This window comes from Streptomyces sp. NPDC002640 (assembly GCF_053592575.1).
Genome location: NZ_JBSFVZ010000036.1, coordinates 45,970 through 59,960 on the forward strand (window position 1 = coordinate 45,970; position 13,991 = coordinate 59,960).

Below are 13,991 nucleotides of genomic sequence, written 5' to 3' on the forward strand. Positions count from 1 at the left end.
GCCTGGGAGGACCTTTTCAGCCACATGACGACGACGGGAGAGCCGATGCGTACGCCGCGCCAGCCGTCCCAGCACTCCACGAACGGCCGCAACTGGTCGTACATGGATGCTCGCCCTGCCGCCCAGGGCCTCTACGACCCGCGCGACGAGCACGACGCCTGTGGCGTCGGCTTCGTCGCCACCCTCACCGGCGAGGCGAGTCACACGCTGGTTGACCAGGCACTCACCGTGCTCCGCAACCTCGAGCACCGCGGCGCCACCGGCTCCGAGCCCGACTCCGGCGACGGCGCCGGCATCCTCTCCCAGGTCCCCGACGCCTTCCTCCGCGAGGTCACCGCCTTCGACCTCCCCGAGGCCGGCCACTACGCCGTCGGCATCGCCTTCCTCCCGCAGGACGGCACCGACGAGGCCGCCGCCCGCATCGACGCCATCGCCGCGGAGGAGAACCTCACCGTCCTCGGCTGGCGCGAGGTCCCGGTCGCCCCCGACCTGCTCGGCGCGACCGCCCGGTCCACCATGCCCGCCTTCCGGCAGCTCTTCGTGGCCGACGGCGCCTCCACCGGCATCGACCTCGACCGCAAGGCGTTCGTGCTGCGCAAGCGCGCCGAACGCGAGCTGGGCGTCTACTTCCCGTCGCTGTCCGCCCGCACCATCGTCTACAAGGGCATGCTGACCACCGGCCAGCTGGAGCCCTTCTTCCCGGACCTCTCCGACCGCCGCTTCGCCTCGGCGATCGCCCTGGTCCACTCCCGGTTCTCCACCAACACGTTCCCGAGCTGGCCGCTCGCGCACCCCTACCGGTTCATCGCCCACAACGGCGAGATCAACACCGTCAAGGGCAACCGGAACTGGATGAAGGCCCGCGAGTCCCAGCTCGTCTCCGAACTCTTCGGCGAGGAGAAGCTGGAGCGGATCTTCCCGGTCTGCACCCCGGACGCCTCCGACTCCGCCTCCTTCGACGAGGTCCTGGAACTCCTGCACCTCGGCGGCCGCTCGCTGCCGCACAGCGTGCTGATGATGATCCCGGAGGCGTGGGAGAACCACCCCACCATGGACCCGGCCCGCCGGGCGTTCTACCAGTACCACGCGGCGATGATGGAGCCCTGGGACGGCCCCGCCTGCGTCACCTTCACCGACGGCACCCAGGTCGGCGCGGTCCTCGACCGCAACGGCCTGCGCCCCGGTCGCTACTGGATCACCGACGACGGCCTGGTCGTCCTCGGCTCCGAGGTCGGCGTCCTCGACATCGCCCCCGAGAAGGTCGTCCGCAAGGGCCGCCTCCAGCCCGGCCGCATGTTCCTCGTCGACACCGCCGAGGGCCGCGTCATCGAGGACGACGAGGTCAAGCACGCGCTGGCCACCGAGCACCCCTACCAGGAGTGGCTCGAGGCCGCCGAGATCGAGCTCGAGGACCTCCCCGAGCGCGAGCACATCGTGCACACCCACGCCTCGGTCACCCGCCGCCAGCAGACCTTCGGCTACACCGAGGAAGAGCTCCGCGTCATCCTCGCCCCGATGGCGAAGGCCGGCGCCGAGCCCATCGGCTCCATGGGCACCGACACGCCCATCGCCGCGCTCTCGCAGCGCCCGCGCCTGCTCTTCGACTACTTCACCCAGCTCTTCGCGCAGGTCACCAACCCGCCGCTGGACGCCATCCGCGAGGAACTCGTCACCTCGCTGCGCTCCCCGCTCGGCCCCTCCGGCAACCTGCTGGAGCCCACCGCGGAGTCCTGCCGCAGCGTCGTCCTGCCCTTCCCGGTCATCGACAACGACGAGCTGGCCAAGCTCATCCACATCAACGCCGACGGCGACATGCCCGGCATGAAGGCGGCCACCCTCTCCGGCCTCTACCGGGTCTCCGGCGGCGGCGCGGCCCTCGCCGCCCGCCTCGACGAGATCTGCGCCGAGGCCGACGCCGCCATCGCCGGCGGCGCCCGCCTGATCGTGCTCTCCGACCGGCACTCCGACGCCGAACAGGCGCCGATCCCGTCGCTGCTGCTCACCGCGGCCGTCCACCACCACCTCATCCGCACCAAGCAGCGCACCCAGGTGGGCCTGCTGGTCGAGGCCGGCGACGTCCGCGAGGTCCACCACGTGGCCCTGCTCATCGGCTACGGCGCCGCCGCGGTCAACCCGTACCTGGCCATGGAGTCCGTCGAGGACCTGGTCCGCGCCGGCACCTTCCTCACGGACATCGAGGCCGAGCAGGCCATCCGCAACCTGATCTACGCCCTCGGCAAGGGCGTCCTGAAGGTCATGTCCAAGATGGGCATCTCCACCGTCGCCTCCTACCGCGGCGCGCAGGTCTTCGAGGCGGTCGGTCTCGACGAGGAGTTCGTCCGCCGCTACTTCGACGGCACCGCCACCAAGATCGGCGGCGTCGGCATCGACGTCGTCGCCCAGGAGGTCGCCGCCCGCCACGCCAAGGCCTACCCCGTCACCGGGATCGCGCCCGCCCACCGCGCGCTCGAGATCGGCGGCGAGTACCAGTGGCGCCGCGAGGGCGAGCCGCACCTGTTCGACCCGGAGACCGTCTTCCGTCTCCAGCACTCCACGAAGACCGGCCGCTACGACGTCTTCAAGAAGTACACCGACCGGGTCAACGAGCAGTCCGAGCGCCTGATGACGCTCCGCGGCCTGTTCGGCTTCACGTCCGACCGCCCCTCGATCCCCGTCGAGGAGGTCGAGCCGGTCTCCGAGATCGTCAAGCGCTTCTCCACCGGCGCCATGTCGTACGGCTCCATCTCCAAGGAGGCGCACGAGACCCTCGCCATCGCCATGAACCAGCTGGGCGCCAAGTCCAACACCGGTGAGGGCGGCGAGGACCCGGAGCGCCTGTACGACCCGGCGCGCCGCTCGGCGATCAAGCAGGTCGCCTCCGGCCGCTTCGGCGTCACCAGCGAGTACCTGGTCAACGCCGACGACATCCAGATCAAGATGGCCCAGGGCGCCAAGCCCGGCGAGGGCGGCCAGCTCCCCGGCCACAAGGTCTACCCGTGGGTCGCCAAGACCCGGCACTCCACACCGGGCGTGGGACTCATCTCCCCGCCGCCGCACCACGACATCTACTCCATCGAGGACCTCGCCCAGCTCATCCACGACCTGAAGAACGCCAACCCCAAGGCCCGCATCCACGTGAAGCTGGTCTCCGAGGTCGGCGTCGGCACGGTCGCGGCGGGCGTCTCCAAGGCCCACGCCGACGTGGTGCTGATCTCCGGCCACGACGGCGGCACCGGCGCCTCCCCGCTGACCTCGCTCAAGCACGCGGGCGGCCCCTGGGAGCTCGGCCTCGCCGAGACCCAGCAGACCCTGCTGCTCAACGGCCTGCGCGACCGCATCGTCGTGCAGACCGACGGCCAGCTGAAGACCGGCCGCGACGTGGTCGTCGCCGCGCTGCTCGGCGCCGAGGAGTTCGGTTTCGCCACCGCGCCGCTGGTCGTCTCCGGCTGCGTCATGATGCGCGTCTGCCACCTCGACACCTGCCCGGTCGGCATCGCCACCCAGAACCCCGTCCTGCGCGAGCGGTTCACCGGCAAGGCCGAGCACATCGTCAACTTCTTCACCTTCATCGCCGAAGAGGTCCGCGAACTCCTCGCCGAGCTCGGCTTCCGCTCCATCGACGAGGCCGTCGGCCACGCCGAGGTCCTCGACGTCACCCGCGCCGTCGACCACTGGAAGGCCCAGGGCCTCGACCTCGCCCCGCTCTTCCACGTGCCCGAGCTGCCCGAGGGCGCCGTCCGCCACCAGGTGATCGCCCAGGACCACGGCCTGGAGAAGGCGCTCGACAACGAGCTGATCAAGCTCGCCGCCGACGCCCTCGCCGTCAACGACGCCGGCGACGTCCGGCCCGTGCGCGCCCAGGTCCCGGTCCGCAACATCAACCGGACCGTCGGCACCATGCTCGGCCACGAGGTGACCAAGAAGTTCGGCGGCGCCGGCCTGCCCGACGACACCATCGACATCACCTTCACCGGCTCCGCCGGCCAGTCCTTCGGCGCCTTCGTCCCCCGCGGCATCACGCTGCGCCTGGAGGGCGACGCCAACGACTACGTCGGCAAGGGCCTCTCCGGCGGCCGCATCGTCGTCCGGCCGGACCGCGGCGCCAACCACCTCGCCGACAACTCCGTCATCGCCGGCAACACCGTCGCCTACGGCGCCACCGGCGGCGAACTGTTCCTGCGCGGCGCCACCGGCGAGCGGTTCTGCGTCCGCAACTCCGGCGCCCTGGTCGTCTCCGAAGGCGTGGGCGACCACGGCTGCGAGTACATGACCGGCGGCCAGGCCGTCGTCCTCGGCCCCACCGGCCGCAACTTCGCGGCCGGCATGTCCGGCGGCACCGCCTACGTCCTCGACCTGAACCTCGGGTACGTCAACGCCGGCAACCACGACGCCGTCGAGGCCCTCGACGACACCGACCGCGCCTGGCTGCACGACGCGGTGCGCCGCCACCAGGAGGAGACCGGCTCCACCGTCGCCGAGAAGCTCCTGGCCGACTGGGACAGCGCCGTCCGGCGGTTCAGCAAGATCATCCCCCGCACGTACAAGGCAGTGCTCGCCGCCAAGGACGCCGCCGAGCGAGCCGGACTCGACGAGTCCGCGATCACCGAGAAGATGATGGAGGCGGCGACCAATGGCTGATCCCAAGGGCTTTCTCAACCACGGGCGTGAGGTCGCCAGGACCCGGCCGGTCGAGGAGCGGCTGAAGGACTGGAACGAGGTCTACGTCCCCGGCTCCCTGCTGCCGATCGTCAGCAAGCAGGCCAGCCGCTGCATGGACTGCGGCATCCCCTTCTGCCACAACGGCTGCCCGCTCGGAAACCTGATCCCCGAGTGGAACGACTACGCCTACCGGGAGGACTGGCAGGCCGCCTCCGAGCGGCTGCACGCCACCAACAACTTCCCGGAGTTCACCGGACGCCTCTGCCCGGCGCCCTGCGAGTCGGCGTGCGTCCTCGGCATCAGCCAGCCGCCGGTCACCATCAAGAACGTCGAGGTCTCCATCATCGACCAGGCCTGGGACAGCGGCGACGTCCGCCCCCAGGCCCCGGAGCGGCTCTCCGGCAAGACCGTCGCCGTGATCGGCTCCGGCCCGGCCGGCCTGGCCGCCGCCCAGCAGCTCACCCGCGCCGGCCACACCGTCGCCGTCTTCGAGCGCGCGGACCGCATCGGAGGCCTCCTCCGCTACGGCATCCCCGAATTCAAGATGGAGAAGCGGCACATCAACCGCCGCATCGAGCAGATGCGCGCGGAGGGCACCAAGTTCCGCACCGGCGTGGAGATCGGCCGCGACCTCGACGCCGACAGCCTGCGCAAGCGCTACGACGCCGTGGTCCTCGCCGTCGGCGCCACCACGCCCCGCGACCTGCCCGTCCCCGGCCGCGAGCTCAAGGGCATCCACCAGGCGATGGAGTACCTGCCGCTCGCCAACAAGGTGCAGGAGGGCGACTACGTCGCCCCGCCGATCACCGCCGCGGGCAAGCACGTCGTCGTCATCGGCGGCGGCGACACCGGCGCGGACTGCGTCGGCACCGCCCACCGCCAGGGCGCGGCCTCCGTCACCCAGCTGGAGATCATGCCCCGGCCCAACGACGACCGGGACCCGGTCGGCCAGCCCTGGCCGACCTTCCCGATGCTCTACAAGGTGACCTCCGCGCACGAGGAGGGCGGCGAGCGGGTCTACTCCGTCTCCACCACCCACTTCGAGGGCGACGAGGACGGCAACGTCCAGTGGCTGCACCTCACCGAGGTCGCCTTCGTCGACGGCAAGCTCACCCCGAAGCCCGGCACCGAGCGGAAGATCCCCGCCCAGCTGGTCACCCTCGCGATGGGCTTCACCGGCACCGACCGGGAGAACGGCCTGGTCGAGCAGCTCGGCCTGGAGCTCGACGCGCGCGGCAACATCGCCCGCGACAAGAACTGGCAGACCAACGTCCCCGGCGTGTTCGTCGCCGGCGACGCCGGCCGCGGCCAGTCCCTGATCGTCTGGGCCATCGCCGAAGGCCGCAGCGCCGCCCGCGGCGTGGACCGGCACCTCACCGGCACCAGCACCCTCCCGGCCCCGATCCTCCCGGACGACCGCGCCCTGGTCGCCTGACCGGATCGACCCGAACCGGCCCCTCCCCGGCCCGGCGCGCCGGCCCGGGCCGTACGGCCCGGTTCGCCCTCCGCCCCGCTCCCCGCACCCGGGGAGCGGGGCGGAGCCGCTTCGCGGGCGGGGAGCCGCTTCCCGTTCGCGGAGCTGCTTCCCGTCCGCGGAGCCGCTGCCCGGACGGGCCCGACGGCGTCGTCCCGTACTCCCGTACCCTTCCCGGCAGGGAGCGCCCCGGTCGGCGGCGGCGCCGGGGGAGGGGAGCGGCGGCATGCCCGCGATCAGCCTGACCAAGGTCGAGCGGACCGCGCCCGCGCTGGTGAACCTTTACAAGACCGCCGGGCGGACGGTCGCGCGCCACGGGCTGGAGGGCGAACGCGCCGCCGTGTACCTGGTCGTCGACCACAGCGGCTCGATGAAGCCCTACTACGACAACGGCAGCGTCCAGGCCCTCGCCGACCGCGTCCTCTCCCTCGCCGCCCACTTCGACGACGACGGCATCGTCCCCACCGTCTTCTTCTCCACCGAGGTCGACGCGGTCACCGAGATCGAACTCGCCCGCCACCACGGCGCGATCGAGCGCATCCTCGCCGGACTCGGCCACATGGGGAGGACCAGCTACCACCTCGCCATGGACGCCGTCATCGACCACCACCTCGACAGCGGCGCCACCGCACCCGCCCTGGTCGTCTTCCAGACCGACGGCGGCCCCGTCAGCCGCCCCGCCGCCGAACGCTACGTCTGCAAGGCGGCCAAGCTGCCCCTGTTCTGGCAGTTCGTGGGCTTCGGCGACCCGCACAGCAAGCAGTTCGACTTCCTGCGGAAGCTGGACGAACTCGACGTCCCCGGCAAGCGCGTCGTCGACAACGCCGGCTTCTTCCACGCCGGCCGCGACCCGCTCGCGCTCTCCGACGACGACCTCTACGAACGCCTCGTCGGCGAGTTCCCCGCCTGGCTGCGCGCCGCCCGCGCCCAGGGCATCGTGCGTTGACCCGGGCGTGCGCCGACCCGCACGCTCGCGATCTCCGCCGCTGCGAGGGAAGTTGGCGGGAAGCGTGTCCGACCCCCGCAGTAGTGTTCGGGCGTCGCATCGACCGTGAGGACCGAACCGCCGTGACCGAGCTCGCCGCCTTTCCCCTGCCCTTCGCCGCCAACCTGTACTTCCGCACGCCCCGAACCCTGCGGGAACTGCAGATGACGGAGTGCAGCGCCCACATCCGCTCGAAGCCCGAGTGGTACGTCAAGATGCACGACCCCGAGGTCGTCGCCCGCTGGACGCGGGAGGCGGTCGAGCAGGGCATGACCGAGGCGCAGACCCGGTACGTCCTCGCCGAACTCGCCCGGTACGCCGATCTGCGCGACGCGGCGACCGGCATCGAGGTGTCCGCCGTGGACGGCGTCTGGCACTCGGACACCCTCGTCGACGACCGGCTGCGGACCAGGCTGCGCGAGGCCGTGCGGGTCCTGGAGGAGGTCCCCGACGCGGAGAAGGACTGGCACCCCGGCTCCGACGGCCAGGTCCTCGACCTGGTGCACCCGTCGCTCTTCTGCCTCGTCCGCGAGGTCAGCGGCGCCCCCGAGCACGCCTGGCAGCGGCCGGAGACCTACGGCCGCGGGTACGAGTTCTCCGAGCGGTTCCAGTGGCTGCCCACGGACGTCCAGGTCGGCGAGGACGGCGAGGTCGCCTTCCGCTCGTACGTCAACAACGTCCACCCGGTCGACCACCGCGACCTCGCCGCCGTCCTGCCCGACCTCTTCGCCCGCGTGCGCCCGCTGTTCGAGAACGTGCTCACCGACCTCCGCAACCCGCGGCCCCCGCGGATCGAGGCCGACCCCTACTCCTGGTACGACGACGCCACCGAGCCGGCCCAGCCCGAGGACGCCGACGACGAGGAGGCCGAGGCCGCGTGGGAGGAGGCCATGGACGAGTGGTACGAGAACCGCCGCCCGGCCGTCCCCGACGCGCCCGACTACGACCCGCAGGCCGTGCCCGACGTGGTCGACCGCGTCGACCTGCGCGGCCGCGACCTCCAGGTCATCGTCAAGCTCGCCACCATCCACCTCACCCCCGACAAGCCCGAGTACGCCGGCGGCTCCTGGCATGTCGAGGGCATGCAGAACGAGCGGATCGTCTCCACCTGCCTCTTCTACTGGGACAGCGAGAACATCACCGAGAGCCGGCTGAGCTTCCGCACGGCCGTCGACGAGCCCGACTACGAGCAGAGCGACGACACCGGGATCGGCGAGGTCTACGGCCTGGAGAACGAGGGCCCGCTGAACCAGGTGCTCGGCTCGGCCCCCACCCCGGCCGGCCGCTGCCTGGCGTTCCCCAACGTCCTCCAGCACCGCGTCGCGCCGTTCCGCCTCCAGGACCCGGCCAGGCCCGGGCACCGCAAGATCCTCGCGTTCTTCCTCGTCGACCCGTCGCAGCGCATCGTCTCCACCTCCGACGTGCCGCCGCAGCAGCCGTGGGCCGAGACCTCCACCATGACCCTGGAGCAGGCCAAGAACTACCGCGACGAACTCATGAAGGAACGCAAGTTCTTCGTCGACGAGCACAACCAGCAGATCTACGAGCGGGAGTTCTCCCTCTGCGAGCACTGACGTCCCCGTTCCGGGCCGGGTCGTCCGAGCCGGCCGGAGGAGTCACACTGGTCCCATGCCGGATCAGCAGGAAGCACTGACCGACCCGCCGCCGGGCCTCCCGCGGCGGGTGTGGTGCCGCCTCTGCGGCTCCGAACTCCGGGACGCGGAGTCGCGCCGCAGAGGCTTCGGACCGGAATGCGACCCCGACCGCCGGTTCGAGCACCGCACCCACGACGTGGAACAGGAACCCCTGCCGGGCCTGTGACCGCCCGCCCGGCCGACCGGACGGCCAGGTGGGCGACCGCCGCGCCGGGACCCGACACCCCGCCCACACTGTGGGACCCCACCGCCAGGCGTTCACCGCGACGCCTACAGTGATCGACCATGACGACCAGCAACAACGCCCCCGTCGACCCCACCGTCCGCGAAGAGCTCCACCGGCTCCGCGACAGCATCGACAACATCGACGCCGCCGTCGTCCACATGCTCGCCGAACGGTTCAAGTGCACCCAGCAGGTCGGCTTCCTCAAGGCCAAGCACCAGCTGCCCCCCGCCGACCCGGCGCGCGAGGCCGAGCAGATCGCCCGGCTGCGGCGGCTCGCCGAGAACGCCAAGCTGGACCCCGCCTTCGCGGAGAAACTCCTCAACTTCATCATCGCCGAGGTCATCCGGCACCACGAACGCATCGCCGAGCAGACGGACGACCCCGCCGACGGCACCCCGGCCTGACCCCCGTGCGCCCCGCCACCCACCGCGCACACGGGGCAACGAGGGCGCAACCCACCCCCTGCGCCCGGTACCCCTCATCAGGCAGCATGTGCCCATGTCCGTACTGACGCGCGACGAAGCGCAGACCCGAGCAAACCTCCTCACGGTCGAGCACTACACCGTGGAACTCGACCTCACCACCGGCGAGGACACCTTCGACTCCCGGACCACCATCCGGTTCACCGCCCGCGCCGCCGCGGACACCTTCGTCGAACTGAAGCCCGCCGAACTGCGCTCCGCCACGCTCGACGGACACCCGCTCGACCCCGCCACCCTCGACGACAACCGGCTCCCCCTCACCCTCACCGCCGGCGACCACGAACTGGTCGTCGACGCGGCGATGCGCTACTCCCGCACCGGCGAGGGCATGCACCGCTTCACCGACCCCACCGACGGCAGAACCTACGTCTACACGCAGCTCTTCCTCGACGACGTCCAGCGCGTCTACACCGCCTTCGACCAGCCCGACCTCAAGGCCGCCTTCGACGTCACCGTCACGGCCCCCGAAGGCTGGACCGTCCTCGCCAACAGCCGCACCACCCACGACGGCGACGGCACCTGGACCGCCGCCACCACCCCCGCCATCTCCACCTACCTGCTGGCCGTCGCCGCGGGCCCCTGGCACTCCGTCCGCACCCAGCACCGCGGACTCCCCTTCGGCATCCACTGCCGCGCCAGCCTCGCCCCCCACCTCGACGCCGACGCCGACGAGATCCTCGGCATCACCACCCGCTGCTTCGACCGCTACCACGCAAAGTTCGACGAGCCCTACCCCTTCGACTCCTACGACCAGGCGTTCGTCCCCGAGTTCAACGCCGGCGCCATGGAGAACCCCGGACTCGTCACCTTCCGCGACGAATTCGTCTACCGCTCCGCCGTCACCGACACCGAACGCCAGACCCGCGCCATGGTCATCGCCCACGAGATGGCCCACATGTGGTTCGGCGACCTCGTCACCCTCCGCTGGTGGGACGACATCTGGCTCAACGAGTCCTTCGCCGAGTACATGGGCTACCAGACCCTCGTCGAAGCCACCCGCTTCGACGACACCTGGACCGATTTCGCCGTCGCCCGCAAGAGCTGGGGCTACGACGCCGACCAGCGGCCCTCCACCCACCCCGTCGCCCCCGACGACGTCCCCGACACCGCCGCCGCACTCCTCAACTTCGACGGCATCTCCTACGCCAAGGGCGCCAGCGCCCTGCGCCAGCTCGTCACCTGGCTCGGCGAGAAGGACTTCCTGGCCGGCATCAACACCCACTTCGCCCGCCACAAGTTCGCCAACGCCACCCTCGCCGACTTCCTCGACTCCCTCGCCGCCCACACCGACCGCGACGTCCACGCCTGGGCCGACGCCTGGCTCCGCACCACAGGCGTCGACACCCTCACCGCCACCGTCGACACCGCCCCCGGCCGCTGGAGCCTCGCCCTCGGCCACCGGGGAAGCCGCCCCCACCGCATCACCGTCGGCGTCTACGACCGCGTCCTCGGCGCCGACCGCACCCTGGTCCTGCGCGAACGCCACGAGACGGACATCCCCGGGGAACCCGAGACCCACAACGGCGTCCGCCCCGCCCTCGTCGTCCCCAACGACCACGACCACACCTACGCCAAGATCCGCCTCGACGAGGACTCCCTGGAGACCGCCCTGCGCGGCCTCTCCCAGGTCCCCGACGGCCTCACCCGCGCCGTCCTGTGGAACACCCTGCGCGACATGGTCCGCGACGGCGACCTCGACCCCTTCGGCCACCTCGCCACCGCGAGCGCCCACCTCCCCGAGGAGACCGACCTCGCCATCGTGCAGGGCGTGCTCACCTTCGCCCGGACCCAGATCGCCGACCGCTACCTCCCCCTCGAACGGCGCGCCGAGGCCCTCACCCTCATCGGCGAACTCTGCCGCGACCTGCTGCGCCGCACCGAGGACGGCTCCCAGCCCGGCCTGCGCCTCACCGCCGTCCGCCACCGCATCGACAGCGCCCAGCGCGCCGACGCCCTCACCGCCTGGCTCGCCGACGACACCGTCCCCGGCGGACCCGAACTCGACCCCGCGCTGCGCTGGCGCATCCTCGCCCGCCTCGCCGTCCTCGGCGCCGTCGACGAGTCCGACGTCGCCCGCGAACTCGAACGCGACCCCACCGCCACCGGCCAGGAAGGCGCCGCCCGGTGCCGCGCCGCCTTCCCCGACGCCGACGCCAAGAAGCGCGCGTGGGAGGCCATGTTCCTCGGCGACGACCTGTCCAACTACCTCTTCACCGCCACCGCCCTGGGCTTCTGGCAGCCCGAACAGGCCGACCTCACCGCTGAGTACGTCACCCGCTGGTTCACCGACGCACCCGCCGTGGCCCGCCGCCGCGGCCCCGCCATCGCCGAGGCCGCCGGACACCACGCCTTCCCCGTCCACGCCGTCGACCAGGACACCCTCGACCGCGGCCACGCCTGCCTCGACAGCGACGACATCACCCCCGCGCTGCGCCGCAGACTCGCCGACCAGCTCGACGACCTCGCCCGCGCCCTGCGCGTCCGCACGGCCGGCTGACTGGGCCCGCACGGCCGGCTGACTGGGCCCGGACCGCCGGTTGACTGGGCCCGGACTGTTGGTTGCCCTGGGCCCGGAGCACCGGCCTACCCGGGCCCGGACCGCCGGTTGACCTGGGTCCGGACCGCCGGTTGACCTGGTCCGGGACCGCCGGTTGACCTGGGCCCGCACGGCCGATTGCCCCGGGCCCGGACCGCCGGTTGCCCCGGGCCCGGACTGTCGGTTGACCTGGGTCCGGACCGCCGCTTGACCTGGGCCCGGACGGCCGGTTGACCTGGGCCCGGACGGCCGGTTGACCTGGGCCCGCACCGCCGGTTGCCCTGCGCCCGGAGCATCGGCCTACCCGGGCCCGGACCGCCGGTTGTCCTGGGTTTGGACGGCCGGTTGACCTGAGTCCGGACCGCCGGTTGACCCGGGCCCGCACGGCCGGCGGACCTGGGCCCGCAGCACCGGCCTACCCGGGCCCGGACCGCCGGCCCGCACCACCCCGGGGACGCGGGGCCCACCCGCCCCGCGTCCCCGCACCCCGACGGTCGTTAACCCTCCGACCCCCCCACGGAGGACGACCCCATGACACACCCGGCCCCGGACGAGACCCCCCGCGACCTCGTCGGCATCGGCATCGGCCCCGCCAACCTCTCCCTCGCCGCCCTCGCCCAGCCCCTCGACGGCCTCGACACCGCCTTCTACGAACGCCGCCCCGGCTTCGACTGGCACCCCGGCCTCCTCATCGACGGCACCACCCTCCAGGTGCCGTTCCCCGCCGACCTGGTCACCCTCGTCGACCCCACCAGCCCGTGGACCTTCCTCAACCACCTCAGGGCCCGCGACCGGCTCTTCCCCTTCTACTTCGCCGAACGCTGGCACATCCACCGCGCCGAGTACGACGCCTACTGCCGCTGGGTCAGCGAGAACCTCCCCGGCCTCCACTTCCGCCACCAGGTCGACACCATCCGCTGGAACCCCCACCGCGCCCTCTTCGAGGTCGACCACACCCGCCTCGACGCCCACGGCCACCCCCACAGCCGGCACCGCACCCCCACCCGGCACATCGCCGTCGGCATCGGCACCGAACCCCACGTCCCCGCACCGCTCCGCCCCCTCGCCGACGACCCGGACACCCCCGTCCTCCACTCCGCCGACTACCTCCACCACCGCGACACCCTGCTCGACGCCCACCACGTCACCGTCATCGGCACCGGACAGTCCGGCGCCGAGATCTTCCTCGACCTCCTCCGCCACCGCCCCGCCGGCCGGGAGAACCTCCACTGGACCGGCCGCACCCCCGCCTTCGCCCCCATGGAGTACTCCAAACTCGGGCTCGAACACTTCACCCCCGACTACACCCGCTACTTCCACGACCTCGCCGAACCCGTCCGCGACCACCTCGTCGCCGGCCAGTGGCAGCTCCACAAGGGCATCGACACCGACACCATCACCGCCATCCACGACGAGCTCTACCGCCGCACCCTCGACGGCGGATGGCCCGACACCCGCCTCACCCCCGCGGTCGAGGTCCGCACCGCCCACCGCCCGCCCGGCGGACCGATCCACCTCGGCCTCGAACACACCCAGCAGCACACCCGCACCACCGTCCGGACCGACGCCGTCGTCCTCGCCACCGGCTACCGCCAACGCCCCCTCGACGACCTCCTCACCGGCCTCGCCCCCCACCTCGCCCGCGACACCGCCGGCCGCCCCCAGATCGACGACCACTACCGGCTCCGCCTCGACCCCGCCATCACCGGCGACGTCTACGTCCAGAACGCCGAACTCCACACCCACGGCGTCGGCGCACCCGACCTCGGCCTCGTCGCCTGGCGCAGCGCCACCATCCTCAACACCCTCACCGGCAAGGAGGTCTACCCCCTCCCCACCCGCACCGCCTTCACCACCTTCGGCCTGTGCTGAGCCTTCCTCCCCGTTATCTTCTTCGCGGTCCTGCAAGAGGGCCGCTGGCCTCCGGGCCCGGCATGACTGTTGCCCCCTGTCGAACGGATGACCTGGGGGGTG

Annotated in this window: 8 protein-coding genes; all 8 read left to right on the top strand. The window is 72.0% G+C overall.

From position 1 onward, the window contains the following. Nucleotides 1-45: 45 nt before the first annotated feature. The gene (gene gltB, locus ACWD3O_RS32190; RefSeq protein WP_451418312.1) at nt 46-4,638 is read left to right on the top strand and encodes a glutamate synthase large subunit; all 4,593 of its coding nucleotides are present in this window, start codon (nt 46-48) and stop codon (nt 4,636-4,638) included. Beyond that, nucleotides 4,631-6,094, top strand: coding sequence for a glutamate synthase subunit beta (locus ACWD3O_RS32195; RefSeq protein ID WP_451418302.1), 1,464 nt, complete (start codon nt 4,631-4,633; stop codon nt 6,092-6,094). The genes gltB and ACWD3O_RS32195 overlap by 8 nt, the downstream gene beginning before the upstream one ends. A gap of 265 nt (nt 6,095-6,359) precedes the next feature. Beyond that, nucleotides 6,360-7,079 (top strand): vWA domain-containing protein, encoded by a 720-nt coding sequence (locus ACWD3O_RS32200; RefSeq protein WP_451418303.1) that lies wholly within the window; start codon nt 6,360-6,362, stop codon nt 7,077-7,079. A 122-nt stretch (nt 7,080-7,201) separates the two neighbouring features. After that, nucleotides 7,202-8,692: a DUF4246 domain-containing protein gene (locus ACWD3O_RS32205; protein WP_451418304.1), complete on the top strand. Its 1,491-nt coding sequence runs from the start codon at nt 7,202-7,204 to the stop codon at nt 8,690-8,692. 55 nt (nt 8,693-8,747) lie between these two features. Next, nucleotides 8,748-8,939, top strand: coding sequence for a DUF6011 domain-containing protein (locus ACWD3O_RS32210; protein WP_451418305.1), 192 nt, complete (start codon nt 8,748-8,750; stop codon nt 8,937-8,939). A 119-nt stretch (nt 8,940-9,058) separates the two neighbouring features. Beyond that, the gene (locus tag ACWD3O_RS32215; protein ID WP_451413164.1) at nt 9,059-9,403 is read left to right on the top strand and encodes a chorismate mutase; all 345 of its coding nucleotides are present in this window, start codon (nt 9,059-9,061) and stop codon (nt 9,401-9,403) included. Between the two features lie 94 nt (nt 9,404-9,497). Beyond that, nucleotides 9,498-11,978, top strand: a complete 2,481-nt coding sequence (pepN, locus tag ACWD3O_RS32220) for an aminopeptidase N (RefSeq protein ID WP_451418306.1) — start codon at nt 9,498-9,500, stop codon at nt 11,976-11,978. A gap of 570 nt (nt 11,979-12,548) precedes the next feature. Continuing rightward, on the top strand, nt 12,549-13,889 hold the full coding sequence (locus ACWD3O_RS32225) for a lysine N(6)-hydroxylase/L-ornithine N(5)-oxygenase family protein (protein ID WP_451418307.1): 1,341 nt from the start codon (nt 12,549-12,551) through the stop codon (nt 13,887-13,889). The last annotated feature ends 102 nt before the right edge of the window (nt 13,890-13,991 follow it).

Coding starts and splice junctions, on each gene's coding strand:
- ACWD3O_RS32225 (WP_451418307.1), top strand. CDS start 12,549: ATGACACACCCGGCCCCGGACGAGACCCCCCGCGACCTCGTCGGCATC.
- ACWD3O_RS32195 (WP_451418302.1), top strand. CDS start 4,631: ATGGCTGATCCCAAGGGCTTTCTCAACCACGGGCGTGAGGTCGCCAGG.
- gltB (WP_451418312.1), top strand. CDS start 46: ATGCGTACGCCGCGCCAGCCGTCCCAGCACTCCACGAACGGCCGCAAC.
- ACWD3O_RS32200 (WP_451418303.1), top strand. CDS start 6,360: ATGCCCGCGATCAGCCTGACCAAGGTCGAGCGGACCGCGCCCGCGCTG.
- ACWD3O_RS32210 (WP_451418305.1), top strand. CDS start 8,748: ATGCCGGATCAGCAGGAAGCACTGACCGACCCGCCGCCGGGCCTCCCG.
- pepN (WP_451418306.1), top strand. CDS start 9,498: ATGTCCGTACTGACGCGCGACGAAGCGCAGACCCGAGCAAACCTCCTC.
- ACWD3O_RS32215 (WP_451413164.1), top strand. CDS start 9,059: ATGACGACCAGCAACAACGCCCCCGTCGACCCCACCGTCCGCGAAGAG.